Source organism: Oceanobacillus arenosus (assembly GCF_003369575.1).
Lineage (GTDB): Bacteria > Bacillota > Bacilli > Bacillales > Amphibacillaceae > Oceanobacillus > Oceanobacillus arenosus.
Genome location: NZ_PIOC01000014.1, coordinates 84,856 through 107,123, shown reverse-complemented (window position 1 = coordinate 107,123; position 22,268 = coordinate 84,856). Strand labels below are relative to the sequence as shown.

Sequence of the window (22,268 nt, the reverse complement as noted above, 5' to 3'; positions counted from 1 at the left end):
TCGTAAATATTGAATTTTGGTGCAGATACTTAATAGGGAATCTAGTGAAAATCTGGAACTGTCCTCGCAACTGTAATTGATTAACGAAATAAGCATAACCACTGTATGGCATTCATATGGGAAGGGCTTAAAGTAGGTTGAAATCATAAGTCAGTAGACCTGCCATGTTCAATTGTTTCGAGTGCTTCGAGGAATAAGCAAATAGAAACATTCGAATGCAAGCATTGCTAGTGCATTGTCTTTATTTCGTATGTTAAAAGCTGTTTTCTTGTTGAGAAAATAGCCTTTTTTTCGTAAGTAAGCACACCAAACTACATAATATGATTTATATGCTTCAACATCCTTGTATAGTTAAAATTACAAATATTAAAAAAGGGGTGACTGAGATGAAAAAGTGTATGTTCCCAATCTTAATTTTATTCATGGTAGCAGGCTTATTAATTGGTTGTTCAGCGGAAGAAAACGAAAATACTAATACGACTGTAAGTACGAATAACACATCACAATCTGAAGAAGTTGCGGAGAATTCTGTTCGAATTACGATCTCAATCAATGAAGGCGAAGAATTTGTCGACGAGAAAGAAATTGAAATTAAAGAAGGTGACATTCTTATGGATGTCATGGAGGAAAACTTCTTTATTGAAACAGAATTTGACGGAACATTTATTACGTCAATCGAACGAGTTGCAGCTAGCGATGATGAGAAAACAGCTTGGATGTTCTTTGTAAATGATGAAATGGCATCTGTTGGAGCGGCGGAATACGAACTGGTTCCAGGGGATAAAGTCGTCTTTGATTTACAGTCCTGGGAATAATGTAATTTGAATACGTATAAATTAACATTGCTGGCACTTCTTGCGGCACTAGCAATTGTTGGCCGGGTCTTCTTTCAATTTATTCCGAATGTCCAACCAGTTACATCTTTGATTATTATTTGCGGAATATTACTTGGGCCACTGGCGGCCTTTATTCTAGCAATTTTAACGGCAATTTTATCTAATATGTTGTTAGGAATGGGAATTTGGACAATCTGGCAAATTATTTCTTGGGGATTAATCGGATTATTAAGTGGTTTCTTAAGTAAATCGCTTAAAAAGGTTCCTTTCATTGTTATTGTGTTGCTTGCCTTCTTAAGTGGGTATCTATACGGATTTATTATCTCACTTATAACGTATCAAGTGTCCGGTCATTTCTGGCCATATTATCTGGCAGGGCTGCCTTTTGATACTAGTCATGCAATTGGCAATGTAATATTTATGATTATTTTTTATCCAATCATTTTCCATTTAATGAAGAAATATGCAGCAAACCGATTTTCAATTCGAAATACCAATTAGATTCTAATTGGTATTTTTTTAGTGTAAAGTCTTTTTAAAACCCTATAGATACCGTATAATTAATACTATATTAGTTTTTGACTTTAATTGGGCTTGCGTTAAAAGGGGTATTTGAAATTTTGATGGAGTCTGTTGGACATCCCTCAAATGCATCGTATAGATCGTCGACTAGACGCCCAGGGATTTTTCTTGTTCCCGAATTCTCATCAATTACTACATAGGCGAGTCCCTCATCATCATAGTTAAATATTTTGGGAGCAGCTGCCCCACATGCACCGCAAGCAATACATGAATCGATATCGACGATTGCAAATTTCGCCATCACACTTCCTCCTTACACAAAAACAATCCTCGTAAATTTAACCTGCTATCTATTCATTTTAAGGCTGATTTTCAATCATTTCAATACTACAATTAAAAGAGGCTTTCTTCAGTGGGGTGATTCCATAGCAACAGAAAAAGATAATATAGAATAGGGAGGTAGGCACTTGATATTTCATAGTATTCTACTCGAATGCTGCAATCGAATCCAAATGGAAAGAACCGCTTCAAGCATCTATCATTTGCTGCGAGGCAGGCGGTCCATTCAGACGGTTCAAGATGCACATCTCTTTCAGCTTGAGCGGTATTTCGGCATCTATAAGTCCTTGACAAGACAGCATTTTAATCAAACGATGAATGAGCTTCAGTTGAAAGGACTCCTTCATAGAATCGATACAGAGCAAACATTCTATCAAACAACTCGAGAAACGTCTAAATGGATTGCGACGAATAAACAGGTATCATTTCCTTTTACATCTTATGAAGGTCTAGCCTATCACGAAATAACGGATGTTTTCTTAGATCGTCTAGTCCTGCTTATTCAAACATTAACGAATAGTAAGATGGATTATTTTTCCTTTATCCCAGTCATTGACAAGCCCTTAATCGTAGGTTGGGTAAAGTCAGTGTATCGTCGATTAAAGGGGGAGGAAGCCAAATTCCTAGCAATCATCTTTCAAGAACTACGAAAAATATTACACCATTTTTCTAAAGTTGAAGCTGGAATATTTGTCGATCGGTTAACAGGGTATCAAAGCTATGGGATGAGTATCGACCAGTTGTCAGCGAAATATGGTCAATCTGTTGATGATATTCAATTAATCATTATTAATCTTGTTCATCGATTGCTTTCGACATTGTATCATGAAAAAGATAACTATCCATTTCTCACGTTCATCATAAATGATCTAACAAGCACAACACGATTATCCAATTCGGCATTCCAAACCTATCAACATTTGCAGCAAGGGGTTACAATTGAAAATATTGCGAGGAACCGTAACTTAAAAATAAATACGATTCATGATCATCTAATAGAAATTGCTTTATATGAAACGAATTTCCCCTTGCATCACTATGTTAATCCAGCGGAGCAACAGGAAATCTTAAATGCAGTAAAGCAAACAAGTTCTTCTAAGCTTCGAGACATTAAACAGCAAGTAAACGATAGCATCAGTTATTTTCAAATCCGCCTCGTGCTAGCATTACAGCATAAACAATTAAAATAGGGAGAAACGAATGAACCAACAAGTGACATTAGAGCAAGAATTGAACAAACACTTCCACTATAGTTCCTTTCGATTAGGACAAAAGGAAATCATCGAGGATGTATTACAAGGGAAAGATGTACTCGGTATTCTGCCAACGGGATCAGGAAAATCAATCTGTTATCAGTTACCAGCAATGCTTTTAGATGGGGTTACAATTGTAGTTTCGCCATTGATTTCTTTAATGATTGATCAGGTAAAGCAGCTAAAAGCAATCCAAATCAAACAGGTAGTTGCTTTAAATAGTTTCATGGATCCAAGTGAACGGAAGAAGGTATATAAGAATTTACATGCCTATAAGCTTATTTATATTTCTCCGGAATTATTACAGCAAGAAGAGATTATTCGCTTATTACAACGTACAAAGATAAGTTTATTTGTCATTGATGAAGCCCATTGTATCTCCCAATGGGGGCATGAGTTTAGACCGGATTATTTAAAATTGAATATGATTATCGAGAAATTAAATAATCCGAGAACACTAGCTTTAAGTGCAACTGCCACACCGACTGTCCAGCAGGATATTATTGATTTATTAAATAAGCCAAAGATGATCAAACATGTATATCCGATGGATCGCAGTAATTTATCGTTTTGTATCGAGGAAGTAAGCAATGATCAGGAAAAGCTGGAATATTTAACACAGCATTTAAAAACTTATCATGTCTCAACCTTAATATATTTTTCAAGCAGAATAGCGACGGAAAATATCGCAAAGCTGCTTTCGGAAAAACTCCCAGAACGGAAGATTGCATTTTATCATGGTGGAATGGAGCAAATGGATCGAATTACAATTCAACAGCAATTTATGAATGATCAATTAGATATTATCTGTTGTACGAGCGCATTTGGCATGGGAATTAATAAAGGAAATATTCGCTTCGTTATTCATTACCATTTACCATTACAATTAGAGTCCTATATCCAAGAAGTGGGCAGGGCAGGCAGAGATGGGAAATCCAGTGTTTGTTTATTGCTATTTTCCAATAAAGATCTCTTTATTCCTTTAAATATGATTAAAAACGAGCTGCCATCCGAACAAATTTTAACTTTTATTTACAAGTATTTATCTCGATTAGTCTCTGAACGAAAAGAACTGCCAAATAATGAAGTAGAAATTGCGAATTTATTTCAATTAAATGAAATTCAGTGGCGATTTTTACGTTTTCAATTCGAAAAACATGGTATGATTGCAAATAATCGGATAAACTTTCAAGAAGAAAAATGGAAGCAAAGCTATCAAGAAATTAAACAGCTAATCAAAGATAGAACTTCCATTAAAGAGCAGAAATTAAATGAAATATTGCAATGGATACATGAGTTGGGCTGTTTACGTAAAAACCTATATAAAAATTTTCAACCTGCGTACAGCATGGTAGATGATCAATGTTGTAGTAATTGTGGTTTTTCGTGGTCTGAATGGAATCCCGTTCAAACGAAAAAGGCAGTAAACGAAGAGGCCGATTGGGAAAGTAAATTGAGAAAGTTACTACTAATGAATGCTCTCTAATAATGAAAGTAGTTCGTCATTAAATATCAAAATCGCTTCCTTAAAGATGAGGTGTAGATAAAATGGAAAAACAGGCAGACATTAAGCAAGATCAAGCAGAAGAACTGCGTCATTTAGTTGGGGAAATTGAGGGCAATAAAGAGGTGAAGGAAGAGCTTTCCGCTAGTTTAGAAGAAATACCAAAGAAGCGGGAAATCGATATTTTAAATCTTCCCCCTAGAAAAGAAGTACATACAATTAGTAATCGAACACGCTTTAGGATAAGTAGGCCATTTATCCGTATTATTTTTGTAGTCATTGTTCTTATTGTGATTTTAATCGTTGGTTATTATTTTATCCCGAATTAACTGGCTGTAAAATAACAATTTCTTCTATCCTGTGAAACCGATAAGTTCAGTCTTATCAAATAGAATGGAAAGGGTTATAATATACGGACATAATATACTTGTAATTGATACTTGAATCCATATTTTACGAAATTCATGGTTTGCTACAAATGATGTACTAGTAAATTTTGGAATTAATTTATGGAAAACGGTGAATGTAATGTTCAACAATTTCTTGAAGTGCATATAGTATATAAAACCTTTGTTTTACTATTTATAAGGATGGATTCACAATAGGTATAAATTACAAAAAATAGTATATATGCTGTAAATGAGACACATTTAAAGGGGGATACTTATGCGTATTGAGCGATTGTCCGATGATCAATTTACCATTTTTTTAACGTTTGATGATTTAATTGAACGAGGTTTTACTACAAACGATTTATGGGATGATGCATCAAGTGTCCGTAATTTATTTAGTGATATGATGTATGAAGCGAGTTCTGAGTTAGGCTTTGAGCTTGAAGGTATGCTCCTTGTACAAGTGCATATAATGCAAGCACAAGGAATGCATGTTATTGTCACACAGAAATACGATGATATGAGCTGGGATGAGGACTTTATTGAAATGAAGGTTACTTTGGATGAAAGTAAAGAATTAATTTTCTCGTTTCCAGAGTTTGAGAATATAATTCAAGTTTCTTCGTACTTATCAAATCTAGAAATAGATGGTGGTCAAGTATATCATATGGATAATCGATATTATATGTTATTTAAAGATGAAGATCTTAAAGATAATGAGAAAGAAGATATAATCGCGATTATGTCTGAGTACGCATATCCAAGTATTATTACGTCCTTTCGCTTAATTGAATATGGAAAAGAAATTTTCCAACGAGACGCAGTGAAACAAATTATGGAGAAATTTTATTAGCAGGATGCAATGAATGGTGAATTAGTATGGAGGGTGAGAACGGAATGAAAATAGCGGTACTTTATGGTGGAATTTCGGGTGAACGAGAGGTTTCACTTGCTTCAGGAAAAGGAATTCTGCAAGCATTAAAACAAAAAGGACATGATGTCGTAGGGATTGATTTCAACCCTGAGAAATTAGACGAAATTATTAATTTACAGGTGGATTTAGTCTTTATTGGTTTACATGGTAAGTACGGGGAAGATGGTAGAATCCAAGGTTTATTAGATATGTTAAAGATCCCTTACGTCGGATCTGGTGTACTTGCATCGGCACTCGCAATGGACAAAGCGAAGGCAAAGAAGATTTTTGAAATGAATCACATTCCTGTGGCGAATAGCAATGTGTACCGTTTAACAAAGAAGCAAGAAATAAAAGCAGTGGTTGAAGAAATTAAGAATACATTTAACCTACCGTTCGTTATTAAGCCAAATCGAGAGGGATCCACATTAGGACTCTCCATCATTCAAAATAAAGACGAAATAGAAAAAGCTGTCAATAACGCTATAGAGAGCGATGACACTGTATTAGTAGAAGAATTTATTAAAGGCAAGGAATTAACGGTACCAGTATTAGGAGAAATCGGCCATGAAGAGGCATTACCGATTATCGAAATAATCCCTAAAAATGCTTTCTATGACTATGAATCAAAGTATGCGCCTGGTGGTAGCGAACACATTGTACCAGCGCAAATGGATGATCATTTAAAGAGACAAATTCAAGAATATGCCGTGCTTGCACACCAGTCCCTTGGATGTGAAACCTATTCACGGGTGGACTTTATCCTTTCAGAGAACAATCTGCCAATTATTTTAGAAGTGAATACACTACCAGGTATGACACCAACAAGCTTATTTCCTGACGCAGCAAAAGCGGTTGATATAAGCTATGAAGATATGATTGAAACATTTGTTACGCTATCACTAAAAAATCACGGATAAACGTTAAGCACTAGGATTCAAGTGGTCGAAACATTTTTTATTGCAAATTTACTTAGAGGGTGTATACTAACTCTGAATGGAAATTATTTAAAATATATTTGGATAATTGTAGGAGGTAAGTTCATGGTTGCCGACAAAGCAGTTGATTCTGCAAATAAAAAACAAGAAAACATGGATGTATTAACTTCAACACGCGCAGTGGTTAAACTAGCGTTAGAAAAATTAGGTTATCCTGATGAATTATATGAACTATTAAAAGAACCTTTAAGAATGATGGCCGTAAGAATCCCAGTTAGAATGGATGATGGGGCAATAAAAGTATTTACAGGTTATCGTGCACAACATAACGATGCGGTTGGTCCTACAAAAGGTGGAATCCGTTTCCACCCGGATGTAACGGCAGATGAAATTAAAGCACTATCCATTTGGATGAGTTTAAAATCTGGAATTGTCGATCTCCCATATGGTGGGGCTAAAGGTGGTATCGTTTGTGATCCACGTCAAATGTCTTTTCGTGAATTAGAAGGATTAAGTCGTGGCTATGTACGAGCCGTCAGTCAAATTGTAGGACCAACGAAGGATATTCCTGCACCAGATGTATTTACGAACTCGCAAATAATGGCATGGATGATGGATGAATATAGCAGAATGGACGAGTATAACAGTCCAGGTTTTATTACAGGAAAACCAATTGTGCTCGGTGGTTCACACGGAAGAGAAACCGCAACTGCAAAAGGAGTTACAATTGTCCTGAAGGAAGCAGCGAAGAAAAAAGGACTCGACGTAAAAGGCGCACGTGTCATTGTTCAAGGGTTTGGTAATGCTGGAAGCTATTTATCTAAATTTTTACATGATGAAGGCGCAAAGGTTGTTGGGATTTCAGATGCATATGGGGCATTATATGATCCAGATGGTCTTGATATTGATTATTTGCTCGATAGAAGAGACAGCTTTGGAACGGTAACAAAGCTATTTAATAATACGATTTCCAATAAAGAATTACTTGAGTGTGACTGTGATATTATTGTTCCTGCGGCAGTCGAAAATCAAATTACCGAAGAAAATGCGCCAAAAATCAAAGCTAGTATCATTGTTGAAGCAGCAAATGGTCCGACAACAAGGGGAGCAACGAAGATTCTAACCGAACGTGGCATACTACTAGTACCAGACGTTTTGGCATCTGCAGGTGGAGTAACGGTTTCCTATTTTGAATGGGTACAGAATAATCAAGGATACTATTGGTCTGAAAAGGAAATAGATGAAAAACTACATGAAATTATGATTCGCTCATTTAATTCTATTTATAATCTAGCAGAATCGAGACGCGTTGATATGCGATTAGCTGCATATATGATTGGTGTTCGTAAAATGGCAGAAGCATCACGTTTTCGTGGTTGGGTATAACTAGATAACTCGAATAAGGGGTCGCTGATCTAATTATAGATCAGCGACCCCTTATTTTTTATAGCTTAGGAAAATATAAAATTGGACGCTACGGATAACTTAATTACCGAGAACAGCCACGGCCAGCTCCAGCGCTAAAGCTGTAGCGAGACTTCCTCACCACCCTACACAGCTCAACTAGTTTTAAGCTTTTGTTACTCATTTTCGAATATTGCTCTTATTTGATGATAATCTTTTGATTTCTCCAGCGCGATTAATAGCTTAATTCTCGCTTTTTGACCCGTGAGTCCATTTGAAAAGATCACACCCATTTCCTTTAATTGCTTTCCGCCGCCATCATAGCCATATGTAGGCTGAACATTTCCCTGATAACATCGAGACACAAGAATAATTGGTATATGGTCCTCGAGCATTTTCCTAATTCCAGGGATCGTTTCATTTGGTAGATTTCCTTGTCCAAGCGCTTCAATTACGACACCATTAGGATGTATAGAGTGGATTGCTTTAATAATTGTTTGATCCATCCCTGCAAAGGCTTTTAGTAATAGTACCTGATGATTCGATAATGATTCAATTGCAATGGTCGGATGGTTTATAATCGTATGTTGAAAAATGATAGAATCCTTTGTTACAATACCAATAGGTCCGTATTGTGGACTTTGAAATGTTGCAACATTGCTTGTCGATGTCTTCGTAACATACTCTGCAGTATGTATCTCATCATTCATTACGACTAATACCCCTTTATTCCTTGTATCATCTTCTGCCGCAACCCGAACAGAGCTAATAAGGTTATAAAGTGCATCAGAACCAATCTCGTTACTCGATCTCATCGCTCCAGTTACAATAATTGGCTTCTCTGTCGCTAATATTAAATCTAGAAAATATGCCGTTTCTTCTAATGTATCTGTCCCATGAGTGATCACGATTCCATCATAGGCCTCAATTTTCGTATTAATATATTTCCCCAATTGCAGCATATGTTTTGGTGTAATTTGTGGGGATGGCAGGTCAAATATAATTTGTTCATCGATATTAGCATAGGCTTGTAAATACTCGGTAAAATTTGATAATGGATGCTTTTCAGTCGTATTGACTTCCCCTGTATCTTTATCTTCTAGCATCGAGATTGTTCCACCGGTATGAATAATTAAAATGTTTTTCATTAAACTCTCCTTTACCCTATTTTCATTATATACACATAATGATACGATAAATGCATCGGCATTGGAAAGAGGTATGTTTAGAATGTTTGCCATATTATCTGCGGGACTAGCTCCGATTATTGGGCTAATGTCCTATTTCTACTTAAAAGACCGTGTTACTGAGCCATTATCATTAATTTTTAGAGCGTTTATCTTTGGTGCATTATTAGTATTTCCAATTATGTTCATTCAATATGCAATGGAAGTAGAAGAAATCAGCAATAATATCTTTATTCAATCTTTTATCTTTATTGCTTTTTTTGAGGAATTTTTCAAATGGTTTATCTTTTTATTTGTGATGTACAATCATTCACAGTTTGATGATCATTACGACGGGATTGTCTATGCGGTATCGATTAGCCTTGGATTTGCTTCCTTGGAGAATGTATTATACTTATTCACAAATGGAATTGAATATGCTTTGTTAAGAGCATTTTTCCCTGTTTCTTCACATGCACTTTTCGGTGTGATTATGGGTTATTACTTTGGAAAAGCAAAGCTAACAAATGATCATACAAAATGGAATATATTTGTAGCATTCTTCATTCCATTTATCTTGCACGGTATCTATAACTATATCCTAAAATCGCTTGTAAGTACCTGGAGCTATTATTTAATTCCATTTATGATTCTACTCTGGTTTATTGCCCTGCACCGTGCAAAGCTAGCCAACCAACCAATTAATAATAAGTAATATGCCCCCTGTATCCAATACAAGGGGTTTTTTATGCTGAATATACTTTAGTCAATAGCGATAAGTTAAGCAAGGTACTTGCTAATCACAATAAATTAAATAATAGTTTTACAATTAATGAATAAAATAGCCGATTACTCAAAAAATAGATAGCACAAGACAATGTAAAAGCAGGAGGAATCAAGATGAAGAATAAAACGGTGTCCCTACTTTTCATCATGGGCTGTTTATTGGTTATCGGTTTTGGATCAATATATCAACCAAACACATCTAAAGCCTTTAGTCCGCAAGTGATTCAACAAGGTGCAGTAGGCGATGATGTGATTGAATTACAAGCTAGATTACAATATTTAGGGTTTTATAATGGCAAAATTGACGGGGTTTTCGGCTGGGGAACCTACTGGGGCTTAAGAAATTTCCAATATGAATTTGGATTGGAAATTGATGGGCTAGCAGGACAAACAACAAAGGATAAACTCGTTAAGGCAAGTAAATATGATGAAGCCTTTGTAAAAGAACAAATCGCTCAAGGTCGCAAGTTTACTCATTATGGTGGGGTAGAAAAGGAAAAACAAGCTGCTCCTACGACTACCCCGAAAAAAGAGACCGGAGCAAACAAGACAGCACCCACTACAAATGTGACATCTGTAAATGTACCACAAGGTTTCTCGCAAAATGATATTCAATTAATGGCAAACGCGGTTTATGGTGAGGCAAGGGGAGAACCGTATGAAGGCCAAGTTGCTGTAGCGGCAGTTATTCTTAACCGGGTAGAAAGTGCGTCATTCCCCAATACGGTTGCAGGTGTTATTTTCGAACCTAGGGCCTTCACAGCAGTTGCTGATGGGCAGATTTGGCTAACACCTAATGAACGGGCAAGAGAAGCAGTAATCGATGCAATCAACGGTTGGGATCCATCTGCAAATGCATTGTACTATTTTAATCCCGATACTGCTACATCTGGTTGGATTTGGTCAAGACCACAGATTAAACAAATTGGCAAACACATATTTTGCAAATAGAAAGGTGGAAGGAATATGATTCGGTGGATACTAGTAGTAATACTTGCGCTCGGAATTGCTGGAACTGCCTTTTGGGGTTATCAGGAACATCAAGATAAGAATGAAATCCTTATCCAGGCAGAGAACACGTATCAACGTGCCTTTCATGAGCTAAATTATCATATGGACATGCTACATGATGAGATAGGTACCGTATTAGCCATGAATTCGGATAAACGATTATCGCCACAGATGGTTGAAATATGGCGACTAACGTCTGAAGCTTCATCAAATGTAGGTCAATTACCATTAGGATTGTTACCTTTTAATAAAACAGAGGAACTACTATCGAATATCGGTGATTTTACCTATCGAACTGCAGTTAGGAACTTAGATGACAAACCTTTAACAGACGAAGAAATGCAAACATTAGAGAAGCTATATACACAATCTGGTGATATCAAAGATGAATTAAGACAAGTCCAACACATTGCAATGGATAATAACTTAAGATGGATGGACGTGCAGCTCGCTATTGCAAACGAAGACGAACAAACCGATAATTCAATTATCGATGGACTGAAAACCGTTGAGAAAAGTGTGGAGGGATTCTCCGAAACGAATGTCAATAATTCGTTAATCGGTGGTGGCGCTTCACTAGAAGATCATCGCTATGAATTAATCTTAACGAGTGATGATGTATCCGAACAACAAGCATTAAAAATAAGCCAGAAATTGTTTAATACAACAGATGAAAAAGGGATAACGATTACAGAAAGTGGTGATGGGGCAAATATCCCACTATATTCTACTTCGTACCATAACGATAAAAAAAATGCCTATATGGATTTGACAAAGCAAGGCGGGCATCCAATTACATTATTAGTAGATCGACCTGTCAATGACAAAAAAATAAGCTTGAATGAAGGATCAAAGAAAGCAAAAAAATACGTAGATGATCTCGAATTCCAATCAATGGAATTATTCCAAAGCAGTGAATATGGCAACATTGGTGCATATTCCTTCCTCTTCAATCAAGACGGTGTTAGGGTATATTCCGATGCGATTGAATTAAAGGTTGCGCTAGATAATGGTGAAATACTTGGGTTAACTGCAAAGAATTATTTAATGAATCATAAAGAAAGAAAGATTGAAACTCCCGCCATATCTGAAACAGAAGCAAGGGAATATGTGAATCCAAATGTTGATATACAAGAGCATTTCCTAGCAATTATTGACAATGACTTTGGTGAAGAAGTGCTGACCCATGAATTCTTAGGTGTATTGGGTAATGAAACGTACCGGATTTTCATTAATGCCATGGATGGCGTAGAAGAAAAAGTTGAAAAATTAGGCGGCACAGAAGTGAATTATCAAAGCAGACTCTAGGGGATGGCAAAAAGCCTTTCCCTTTTTTAATTTTTCTGTAATAATAGGTATATCGTATCATTTTGACAAGCATCAAAAATTTAATGCGGAGGTTAGCGCATGAAGATAGGTACTGTGCTCCATATAGAATTGAAAAATACAAAAACAAATACAAAAGATAAATATCGTTGTAAAGTTATTGAGATGAATGAACAGCAAATTATTATCGATTATCCGATAAATGAATTAACCAATAAAACCGCCTTCATACCTAAGAGAAAATACTTTAGCGTTGCTTATATCGGCGAGGATGAAGCAGTTTATCAATTTACTAGCAGTATTACTTCAAAAATCAAATTAAATGTGCCTGCACTTGCAATTGAGAATCCGAAAAAAGAAGATATTCAACGTATCCAACGTAGAGAATTTGTAAGAATCGAAACAACCGTCGATATTGCAGTCCATAGTAACGACAAAACTTTTTCACCATTTGTAACGGTAACATCCGATATCAGTGGAGGCGGCCTCTCGATTATCGCACCATACGACCATAAACTAGCAATCGGCGATATTGTTGATATATGGTTAACGTTGCAAATGAAGGACAACAAGTATCAATATATTAATACACAAGCAGAAGTCGTCATAATAAAAACATTAAAAAGTAGTGTCGAACTTGTTTCTTTTAAATTTATTGCCATCGATAAATTATCACAGCAAGGGATTATTCGATTTTGCTTTCAGAAGCAGCGTGAATCAAGACAAAAAGAAATGCATTAAATGAAGTTAAATGAAAATCGGATAGACCAAATTTTTTTATCTGTGTTATTATTTATAGTAGTGATATAAAGTTTATTAAACGAAGGTAGCCTGACTTTGGTTAAGCTCAAGTTCTCTAACCATATGTGAGAGGGATGGATGGAATTAATGGAATCAAAGAAAATCGCAATTGCAATCGATGGACCAGCCGCTGCTGGAAAAAGCACGGTTGCAAAAATCGTAGCTGAAGAGCTTTCCTATATTTATATTGATACTGGTGCAATGTACCGTGCCTTAACATTAAAGGCATTAAATCATCATATTGATTTGGAGGACGAAACAGCGTTAGTTGAATTATTATTACATACGAAGATTGAATTGCAAAAAAACGGTAAGAATCAAATTGTATTATTAGATGAGCAAGATGTAACGATTGATGTGCGTTCACAGCATGTGACAAATAATGTTTCCTACGTTGCAAAGCTACCGGCAATTCGCGAGGAATTAGTTAATCGTCAACAGCAATTAGCATCACATCGTGGCGTTGTCATGGATGGAAGGGATATTGGGACACGTGTACTTCCAGACGCAGAAGTAAAGATCTATTTAATCGCAACTGTTGAAGAAAGAGCAAAGCGAAGATATGAAGAAAATAAACGAAGAGGCATCCCATCCAGTATGGAGCAGCTGATAAAGGAAATTGAAGAAAGGGATCGAATAGATTCCGAAAGAGATGCATCACCATTAGTGAAAGCCGAGAATGCAATCGAAGTAGATACGACAGCAATGTCAATAAATGAAGTTGCTCAATTTATTCTAGATGCTGCATCAAAACTAATTGTACACGAATAAATAAATGAGATTAAGGAAAAACAAATTACTTTACTTGACAAATAATTGTAATTATTAGAAGTTATAGAAAGAATGAATTATATTTTGCTTATTTATATATTGGACAATCCTTAGGAGGCTATCGTCATGAGTGAAGAAAACAAAGAATTACTTGAAGTAAATGTTGGTGATGAGGTTAAGGGAACAGTTGTTAAACTGGAAGATAAACAAGTTCTTGTTGATATTGGCTATAAAACAGAAGGTATTTTACCAATTAGTGAATTATCCAGCCTACATGTTGAAGCAACAAGTGACGTTGTAAAAGAAGGAGATATCCTTACATTAAAAGTTAAAAAAGTAGAAGATAATGAGGTTGTCTTATCCAAAAAAGCAATTGACGCTGATATTGCTTGGGGCGAATTAGAACAAAAATTTGCTAATAGTGAAGTTTTTGAAACGGAAATCAAAGAGGTCGTAAAAGGTGGCCTTGTAGTTGATGTTGGTGTTAGAGGCTTTATCCCGGCTTCATTAGTTGAAACATACTTTGTGGAAGACTTTAGTGAGTATAAAGGGAAGACATTAACAGTCAAAATTGTTGATTTAAACAAAGAGCAAAATCGCATTATCTTATCACATCGTGCCGTAATCGAAGCTGAAACAGATGTCAAGAAGAATACACTTCTGCAATCATTAGAAGCAGGTCAAATTCTAGAGGGAACGGTTCAACGATTAACGAATTTCGGTGCTTTTGTTGATCTTGGTGGAATTGATGGACTTGTTCATATTTCTCAGTTATCCCACAAGCATGTTGAGAAGGCATCGGAAGTTGTTTCTGAAGGGGACAAGATTAAAGTAGAAATATTATCTGTCGATCGAGATAATGAACGAATTTCCCTATCCCACAAGAATACTCTTCCAGGACCATGGTCAAATATTGAAGAACGTATTTCTGCTGGCGAAATTCTTGAAGGCACGGTAAAGCGTCTTGTGAATTTCGGTGCTTTCGTAGAATTATTACCTGGTGTTGAAGGATTGGTGCATATTTCACAAATCGCGAATCGTCATATTGGGACACCCCAAGAAGTACTAGAGGTTGGGCAACAAGTAAGTGTGAAAGTATTAGATGTTAATGAGAAGGACGAACGTATTTCATTAAGTATTAAAGAAATTGAACAAGCGCAAGCAGAGAAAGAATATAAACAATATGAAAAAGATGAAGAACAATCTGGTTTCCAATTAAGTGATATTATTGGTGATAAACTGGATAAGTTTAAGAAATAAAGATTCATACGTGAATGGTCTTGTCTATCAGAGGACAAGACCATTTTTGTATAGATTAGGAAAAATATAGCAATACTGCCTAATGACAGGTGGTGATTATGATGGCAAGTGGCATACTATTTTATTGGTTTAGCTGGACCCTATGGATTATAGCTACTTTTTTTATGAAGAAAAACCGGCTAAGAACTTTCTTGGCTGCCTGGATCTTATTATCGATTATTGGCTCATACGTTTATTTGGAAATTGTAACACTAACATTCTCCCTATCCATGATTATTCTACTCTTAGGTTCAATCGTATTACTTACTCGTAACAAGCATTTATTTTACCATACCTTCTCAGCCTTCACTGTAATGATCGGCTATGCGGGTTTTCGCTTCTGGGAAATACTATCCCCTATTTTAATGTTCTTACCAAAAGGGATACTGATAACGATTATATTTAGCTTGTTATCTTCTATATTAGCAAACAATTTTTACAGTAGATTAAGTATTTGCATTCTAGGCATGTTGGCTGGGGAATGGATCTACCAAATGACTGTTATACCTTTTGGATTTATGGAGATAATTGGTGAACCCTTATTTTTGGATCATTTATTAAGTACCATTTTATTTATTAGTTTTATTTCTATTGCTCACAGAGGAAGCAATGTGCTTGTAGTCACAATCCGAAACCTTCGAGAACGATTTCGACTACAAAATCAGTGATTTTTCGATTCCTTTGTCATAATTGGGAGTAAATTAGGTGCTGGACGAGCAATTTTTTACCAATGTGAACCATTAATCAATTGTTAATATTACCTTCTTTTGCTAGAATGAATAAAGTTAATATAACTAGATCGCAGATGAGAAAGGAAGTTCCTTTTTATGAGGAAATCAGTAGTAGCAATTGTAGGAAGACCAAATGTAGGAAAATCAACGATATTTAATCGCTTAGTAGGTGAAAGGATATCGATTGTAGAAGATATACCAGGTGTTACAAGAGATCGAATTTATGCACAGGCTGAATGGCTGAATCATACATTTAATTTAATCGATACGGGTGGAATTGAAATTGGTGATGAACCATTGCTTCTGAAAATGCGTCATCAAGCGGAAATTGCCATTGACGAAGCAGATGTCATTATCTTTTTGTTAAATGGAAAGGAAGGTATTACAGCTGCAGATGAGGAAGTTACGAAGCTATTATTTAAATCTAATAAACCGGTTGTCCTTGGTATCAATAAAATCGACAACCCAGAGATGCGTGATACCATTTATGAATATTATTCTCTAGGATTTGGCGAACCATTCCCAATATCTGGTTCGCATGGATTAGGTCTTGGTGATATGTTAGACCAGGTTGTTAGTTATTTCCCTCAAAAAGAAATGGCTGAAGAAAATGAAGATACCATTTATTTTAGTTTAATTGGAAGACCAAATGTAGGGAAATCCTCACTTGTAAATGCTTTACTTAATGAAGAACGTGTCATTGTTAGTGATATCGAAGGTACAACAAGAGATGCAATTGATACCAATTTAACAGTAGATTCTCAAGACTTTGTCATTATAGATACAGCAGGGATGCGTAAACGTGGTAAAGTGTATGAAACCACAGAGAAATATAGTGTGCTTCGTGCGCTAAAAGCGATTGAACGCTCCGATGTTGTTTTAGTGTTAATTGACGCAGAAACAGGAATTATTGAACAGGATAAGAAAATTGCAGGATATGCACATCAAGCAGGACGTGCAATTGTCATTGTCGTTAACAAATGGGATACGATAGAATCCGACGAGAAAGCAATGAAAAAATTCGAGGATAAAGTACGCGCACATTTCCAATATTTAGATTATGCGCCAATCGTCTTCCTATCTGCAATGACAAAGAAACGATTGCATACGTTAATCCCTGTCATAAAAATTGCGAGTGAGAGCCATGCAAAACGTATTCAAACGAATGTATTGAATGATGTTATTATGGATGCAATTGCAATGAATCCGACACCGACAGTTAAAGGAAAACGATTAAAAGTGTTGTATGCGACACAAGTAGCCGTAAAACCGCCTAGTTTCGCTGTCTTTGTAAACGATCCAGAACTAATGCATTTTTCTTATAACCGTTTCTTGGAAAATAAAATACGAGATGCATTTGGTTTTATTGGGACTCCAATTAAGATATTTGCAAGAAGGAGACAATAGGAGGAGGAAGTATTGGAAAAAGTAGCAGTATTAGGTGCAGGTAGCTGGGGAACTGCTTTAAGCATTGTATTAGCAGATAATGGTCATGAAGTACGTTTATGGTCACATCGTGAAAATCAAGTGGATATAATTAACGAAACACACCGAAATGATCAATATTTAGATGTCACACTACCCGAGCAAATCGAAGCATATGCCAGTTTAGAAGCGGCCTTAAGCGGGGTTTCAGTAATTGTCATCGTTGTACCGACAAAAGCGATTAGAGAGGTATGTAAGGCGCTTAATGGTATACTCAAAGACAATGTTACGATAATTCATGCCGCAAAAGGGATTGAACCAGTTACGCTTAAACGCGTCTCAGAAATGATTAGTGAAGAATTAGAGGCATACCCTGAAGAGGATATTGTTGTATTATCTGGTCCAAGTCATGCCGAAGAGGTTGCACTTAGGCATCCGACAACTGTAACAGTATCATCTATAAATAGCCATAATGCTAATATTGCACAGAGTTTATTCATTAGTGATACATTCCGTGTATATACAAGTCCAGATATTATTGGGGTCGAACTTGGCGGTGCTTTAAAAAATATTATTGCCTTAGGTGCTGGTATTTCCGATGGGCTCGGGTATGGGGACAATGCGAAAGCAGCACTAATCACAAGAGGATTAGCGGAAATTGCACGTTTAGGAACGAAACTCGGTGCAAATCCGTTAAGCTTTTTAGGTCTATCTGGAGTGGGTGATTTAATTGTAACGTGCACAAGTGTGCATAGTCGAAACTGGCGAGCAGGCAACTTATTAGGTAAAGGCCTGAATCTAGATGATGTACTGAATCAAATGGGAATGGTTGTCGAAGGTGTTCGAACCGTGAAGGCCGCATATCAATTTGCGGAGGAGCAAGATGTGGAAATGCCAATTACAACTGGTATTCATCAAATTCTTTTTGAAGGGAAAGCACCTAAAGATGTCGTCGATCAACTAATGAACCGCACGAAGCGAGAAGAAATGGACGACCTTGCCTTGCTTCTAATGGAACGTTATTCTCAATAACACGAAAATGTACTTCTTGCATATAATATGTTGACTTAACATAGCAAGGAGGAGAATCTGTGAATAATTTCCAAAAAGGTTTATTTGATAAAATTCAACAGAATGCAAATATCAATCCGCAAGATATTTATAAGGTTGCTGATTCTGTTAAAAATGCCAATTTCTCGGATGAAAACACCGTTCGTAATTTAGTTCGTAATTTAGCAAAATTAGCGAATAAGCCTATATCAAAGGAAAAAGAAGATAAAATTGTACAATCTATTGTGAAAAACAAAATACCAGCAGATGCGCAATCATTGAATCAATTATTTAAAAAATGATCATCCTTAGGCAAGTGAGGATGCATTTAGCCGTACCACTGCATAAAATAAATTGCACAAGCATTCATGGATAGAGCCTGCATGGAATATTATTTAGTCAAACCGAGATGAGGTTAGCCCCCTTCATCTCGGATTTTCTTTTGAATTATCTGTTAATTAAGTAAGTTCCCTTTTATTACTTGGAAATTCTCCCATATGATATAATACAATTTGCAAGCGCTACAGATTTGTAAACAGGGGTGAAGTGATGTCGGTTTCAATGCTCAAAATGTATATTTCATTTGCAGGTATGATTTTCTTAATTTTGGCAATCGGTCTAATATTACTTAGTAGATTAAAATTAAAGGGATGGATAGCGGGAGTTGTATCACTTTTAGCGTACATATGCTTAATTTTAGGGGCTTTAATTATATTATATATCGTATTAACTGGTCCAACGAGGTAAACAGATGAGGAGGCTCTTATATTGAGATTTACATCTATACAGGTTTTTGCTTGTTTGGTATTAACTGTCTTTTTAAGTGGTTGTTTATATCCAGATAGTGAAAAAAAAGAAAATCAAACCCCATATGAAGACCAGTTAGAAATGGTTCAGTTGGCTGTGGAACAATATAAACAAGATACAAATGGTTTAGTCCCAATGAAGACGAAAGAAAATGAAACACCAATCTTTGAAAAATATATCATTGATTTCAGCTTATTGAAGGAGCGAAATTTACTATCTGAGATTCCTAGTAACGCATACGAAAATGGTGGTGTATACCAATACGTTCTAATTACACCAGAAGATGACCCAAGGGTGAAACTAATCGATTTGCGAATAACGGAAGCACTAAGAAGTATAAATGTTCAGCTTGATATTTATCGAAACGAACATCAATATCCGCCATATGGAGAGAAGGTTGCGGATAATGTATTTTCAATTGATTTTGAAGCATTAGGGTTAGAGTCTTCGCCTACGATTAGTAGCCCATATTCGCAGGAAAATCTTCCAGTATTAATGGACGCTAGCGGAAAGCTATTAGTGGACTATCGGATTGATTTAAGTCAGGCACTACGGGAGTATCAACACGAATACCTAGAAGGTGATGATATTCGTTATTTATTAGCAGATCATACTCCTTTTGTTCCTGCATACTCCATACCATATACGGTCGTGAATGATGAACCCGTCTTTTTAGTAGAATAAGAGTTTATAAAAATTTTCTATTTCAATTCATGGGACAAGAGCGGTCACATCCGTTCGATACACAGCCCAAACAGGAGAAAATTAAAAACATATCATATTTAAACCCTTGCAACATATAATGTTGCAAGGGTTTTATTTAATCTCAAGCATGCCACATATTGGAATTGGATAAGAATAATTCGCCTTTGGAAAATGAAGTTTCATAAATTTACACATATTAAGTCATATTATGATAGGACAACATCATAGACTTGTAGTGTCAATTATTCGTAGATTTTTTGATAAGTACGGAGATCGGGAGGGGATCTTTTGGAGAAAATCGATATTTTTAAAGATATCTCAAAGCGGACCAATGGGGATATTTATCTAGGTATTGTGGGGGCGGTCCGAACAGGTAAATCAACCTTTATAAAAAAATTTATGGAGCTTGTTGTTTTACCGAATATTGAAGATGAGAGTGAGCGTGAACGCGCACAGGATGAGCTACCACAAAGTGCAGCAGGAAAAACCATCATGACTACTGAGCCAAAGTTTATCCCAAATCAGGCTGTGTCGGTTAACGTTGATGAAGGCCTCGATGTTAATATTCGACTCGTTGATTGTGTTGGTTATGCAGTTGAAGGTGCAAAAGGATTCGAGGATGAGAATGGTCCAAGAATGATTAATACTCCGTGGTATGAGGATCCCATTCCATTTCACGATGCAGCAGAAATTGGTACGAGAAAAGTAATTCAAGAGCATTCTACAATTGGTGTCGTTCTTACTACTGACGGGTCATTTGGGGAAATACCTCGCGCGGATTATGTAGATGCGGAATCAAAAGTTATTGAAGAATTGAAAGAGGTTGGTAAACCATTTATCATGGTTATCAATTCTGTTAGACCATCTAGCCAAGAAACTGAATTGTTACGACAACAACTAGCTGAAGAGCATGATATTCCAGTGATTTCTATGAGTGTTGAATCAATGACAGAGCATGATGTTTATAATGTATTACGTGAGGCACTTTACGAATTTCCAGTGCTTGAAGTCAATGTTAATCTTCCAAGCTGGGTAATGGTATTAAAAGAAAATCACTGGTTAAGAGCGAACTATCAAGAAGCAATCCAAACAACGGTAAAGGATATAAAGAGACTGAGAGATGTGGACCATATCGTTGGGAATTTCGCCGATTATGATTATATTGAAAAGGCAAATCTAGCTGGTATGGAGATGGGGGAAGGGGTTGCAGAAATTGATTTACATGCACCTGACCACCTTTATGACCAAGTATTGAAGGAAATTGTCGGTGAAGAGATTCGCGGTAAAGATCATCTCTTGGAATTAATGCAAGAATTTGCTTATGCAAAACGAGAATATGATCAAGTTTCCAGCGCACTTCATATGGTGAAGCAAACGGGATACGGTATTGCAGCACCAACACTTGAGGACATGATTTTAGATGAACCGGAAATCATCCGCCAAGGATCCAGATTTGGTGTTAGATTAAAGGCTGTTGCACCATCCATTCATATGATCAAAGTCGAAGTAGAATCAGATTTCTCGCCAATCATCGGTACAGAAAAACAAAGCGAAGAGCTTGTAAGATACCTAATGCAGGATTATGAAGAAGACCCATTATCCATTTGGGAATCTGAGATTTTCGGTAGATCACTAAGCTCAATAGTTAGAGAAGGAATACAGGCTAAAATTGCACTTATGCCAGAGAATGCGCGATATAAGCTAAAAGACACGCTCGAAAGAATTATTAACGAAGGCTCGGGTAGTTTAATAGCAATTATTTTATAGCAGCTAATTATTAGCTGCTTTTCTTATTGCTTAGGAAACTATAAAATTTGGATGTTGTGGATAACCTAATTACCGAGAATAGCCACGTCCAGCTCCAGCGCTAAAGCTGTAGCGCGACTTCCCTCACCACCGTAATCTAAGTCAACCGCTTACGCTCCCAAAGAGTTTCCTTATCTCAAAAGGTAAGGAAAAGTTCGTACACAGCTTAAACGGCCGCTTGCGCTTTTGTTATGGAATAGAAAAGTATAAAATCTACTATTTCAATTTCCTTGACAAGAAGGGCAATGTTGAACAGCAATCCATACACAAATCAAACGGGTGCTTACGCCTTTCTTCTATTTTTTTTATTTAACAGCAGGAAATCAGCAGTAGATGTCGTATATATGTAATATAAGGCTATTTACTGTAGGATTCTTCCAAAAATGGTAGTGAATGGTAGCGGACAATAGAATTAAATTTGTTCTTTTTTGCTACTTTTTTACTAAAATTTACACCAAAAGGATATTTATTGTTGAATTTTGT

The 22,268-nt window shown here is 36.3% G+C and carries 23 protein-coding genes and 1 riboswitch; of the genes, 21 read left to right on the top strand and 2 right to left on the bottom strand.

Annotation, left to right across the window (positions count from 1 at the left end; translation table 11 throughout):
- Positions 1–181: riboswitch (cobalamin riboswitch) on the top strand.
- A 205-nt stretch (positions 182–386) separates the two neighbouring features.
- Positions 387–815, top strand: coding sequence for a DUF4430 domain-containing protein (locus CWR48_RS08640; protein ID WP_115772834.1), 429 nt, complete (start codon positions 387–389; stop codon positions 813–815).
- A gap of 6 nt (positions 816–821) precedes the next feature.
- Positions 822–1,337: an ECF transporter S component gene (locus tag CWR48_RS08635; RefSeq protein ID WP_115772833.1), complete on the top strand. Its 516-nt coding sequence runs from the start codon at positions 822–824 to the stop codon at positions 1,335–1,337.
- A 70-nt stretch (positions 1,338–1,407) separates the two neighbouring features.
- Here CWR48_RS08635 and CWR48_RS08630 read toward each other — a convergent pair whose 3' ends face one another.
- Positions 1,408–1,659 carry a ferredoxin gene (locus CWR48_RS08630; protein ID WP_115772832.1) on the bottom strand — a complete coding sequence of 84 codons (252 nt, stop codon included), beginning with the start codon at positions 1,657–1,659 and terminating at the stop codon, positions 1,408–1,410.
- 166 nt (positions 1,660–1,825) lie between these two features.
- On the opposite strand from CWR48_RS08630, the gene CWR48_RS08625 reads away from it, so the two are divergent.
- The 6 genes from CWR48_RS08625 to CWR48_RS08600 all read left to right on the top strand — a co-directional run bounded on the left by CWR48_RS08625 (position 1,826) and on the right by CWR48_RS08600 (position 8,083).
- Positions 1,826–2,887 (top strand): YpbB family protein, encoded by a 1,062-nt coding sequence (locus tag CWR48_RS08625; protein WP_115772831.1) that lies wholly within the window; start codon positions 1,826–1,828, stop codon positions 2,885–2,887.
- Between the two features lie 10 nt (positions 2,888–2,897).
- A complete protein-coding gene (locus CWR48_RS08620) occupies positions 2,898–4,436 on the top strand; it encodes a RecQ family ATP-dependent DNA helicase (RefSeq protein WP_115772830.1) in 1,539 nt (512 codons plus the stop codon).
- Positions 4,437–4,498: 62 nt separating this feature from the next.
- Entirely contained in the window at positions 4,499–4,783 is a 285-nt protein-coding gene (locus CWR48_RS08615; RefSeq protein ID WP_115772829.1) for a hypothetical protein, read from the top strand.
- A gap of 337 nt (positions 4,784–5,120) precedes the next feature.
- Positions 5,121–5,699, top strand: coding sequence for a genetic competence negative regulator (locus CWR48_RS08610; protein WP_115772828.1), 579 nt, complete (start codon positions 5,121–5,123; stop codon positions 5,697–5,699).
- Between the two features lie 44 nt (positions 5,700–5,743).
- Positions 5,744–6,679, top strand: coding sequence for a D-alanine--D-alanine ligase (locus CWR48_RS08605; RefSeq protein WP_115773069.1), 936 nt, complete (start codon positions 5,744–5,746; stop codon positions 6,677–6,679).
- A 123-nt stretch (positions 6,680–6,802) separates the two neighbouring features.
- On the top strand, positions 6,803–8,083 hold the full coding sequence (locus CWR48_RS08600) for a Glu/Leu/Phe/Val family dehydrogenase (RefSeq protein WP_115772827.1): 1,281 nt from the start codon (positions 6,803–6,805) through the stop codon (positions 8,081–8,083).
- A gap of 194 nt (positions 8,084–8,277) precedes the next feature.
- Here CWR48_RS08600 and CWR48_RS08595 read toward each other — a convergent pair whose 3' ends face one another.
- Positions 8,278–9,249 (bottom strand): asparaginase, encoded by a 972-nt coding sequence (locus CWR48_RS08595; protein ID WP_115772826.1) that lies wholly within the window; start codon positions 9,247–9,249, stop codon positions 8,278–8,280.
- Between the two features lie 82 nt (positions 9,250–9,331).
- On the opposite strand from CWR48_RS08595, the gene prsW reads away from it, so the two are divergent.
- The 13 genes from prsW to spoIVA all read left to right on the top strand — a co-directional run bounded on the left by prsW (position 9,332) and on the right by spoIVA (position 21,746).
- Positions 9,332–9,982, top strand: a complete 651-nt coding sequence (gene prsW, locus CWR48_RS08590; RefSeq protein WP_115772825.1) for a glutamic-type intramembrane protease PrsW — start codon at positions 9,332–9,334, stop codon at positions 9,980–9,982.
- 218 nt (positions 9,983–10,200) lie between these two features.
- The gene (sleB, locus tag CWR48_RS08585; RefSeq protein ID WP_245976777.1) at positions 10,201–11,004 is read left to right on the top strand and encodes a spore cortex-lytic enzyme; all 804 of its coding nucleotides are present in this window, start codon (positions 10,201–10,203) and stop codon (positions 11,002–11,004) included.
- A gap of 15 nt (positions 11,005–11,019) precedes the next feature.
- Positions 11,020–12,372, top strand: coding sequence for a germination protein YpeB (gene ypeB / locus CWR48_RS08580; RefSeq protein ID WP_115772823.1), 1,353 nt, complete (start codon positions 11,020–11,022; stop codon positions 12,370–12,372).
- Between the two features lie 99 nt (positions 12,373–12,471).
- Positions 12,472–13,131 (top strand): flagellar brake protein, encoded by a 660-nt coding sequence (locus CWR48_RS08575; protein WP_115772822.1) that lies wholly within the window; start codon positions 12,472–12,474, stop codon positions 13,129–13,131.
- Between the two features lie 147 nt (positions 13,132–13,278).
- Entirely contained in the window at positions 13,279–13,962 is a 684-nt protein-coding gene (gene cmk, locus CWR48_RS08570; RefSeq protein ID WP_115773068.1) for a (d)CMP kinase, read from the top strand.
- A gap of 126 nt (positions 13,963–14,088) precedes the next feature.
- Positions 14,089–15,222 (top strand): 30S ribosomal protein S1, encoded by a 1,134-nt coding sequence (gene rpsA / locus CWR48_RS08565; protein WP_115772821.1) that lies wholly within the window; start codon positions 14,089–14,091, stop codon positions 15,220–15,222.
- 98 nt (positions 15,223–15,320) lie between these two features.
- Positions 15,321–15,929 (top strand): YphA family membrane protein, encoded by a 609-nt coding sequence (locus CWR48_RS08560; RefSeq protein WP_147294878.1) that lies wholly within the window; start codon positions 15,321–15,323, stop codon positions 15,927–15,929.
- 159 nt (positions 15,930–16,088) lie between these two features.
- A complete protein-coding gene (der, locus tag CWR48_RS08555; protein ID WP_115772819.1) occupies positions 16,089–17,399 on the top strand; it encodes a ribosome biogenesis GTPase Der in 1,311 nt (436 codons plus the stop codon).
- A gap of 12 nt (positions 17,400–17,411) precedes the next feature.
- Positions 17,412–18,449 carry an NAD(P)H-dependent glycerol-3-phosphate dehydrogenase gene (locus CWR48_RS08550; RefSeq protein WP_115772818.1) on the top strand — a complete coding sequence of 346 codons (1,038 nt, stop codon included), beginning with the start codon at positions 17,412–17,414 and terminating at the stop codon, positions 18,447–18,449.
- Between the two features lie 59 nt (positions 18,450–18,508).
- A complete protein-coding gene (locus CWR48_RS08545) occupies positions 18,509–18,769 on the top strand; it encodes a stage VI sporulation protein F (protein ID WP_115772817.1) in 261 nt (86 codons plus the stop codon).
- A gap of 247 nt (positions 18,770–19,016) precedes the next feature.
- Positions 19,017–19,214: a DUF2768 domain-containing protein gene (locus CWR48_RS08540; protein WP_115772816.1), complete on the top strand. Its 198-nt coding sequence runs from the start codon at positions 19,017–19,019 to the stop codon at positions 19,212–19,214.
- Between the two features lie 21 nt (positions 19,215–19,235).
- Positions 19,236–19,958, top strand: a complete 723-nt coding sequence (locus CWR48_RS08535) for a hypothetical protein (protein ID WP_115772815.1) — start codon at positions 19,236–19,238, stop codon at positions 19,956–19,958.
- Positions 19,959–20,267: 309 nt separating this feature from the next.
- A complete protein-coding gene (gene spoIVA / locus CWR48_RS08530) occupies positions 20,268–21,746 on the top strand; it encodes a stage IV sporulation protein A (RefSeq protein ID WP_115772814.1) in 1,479 nt (492 codons plus the stop codon).
- Positions 21,747–22,268 lie beyond the last annotated feature (522 nt).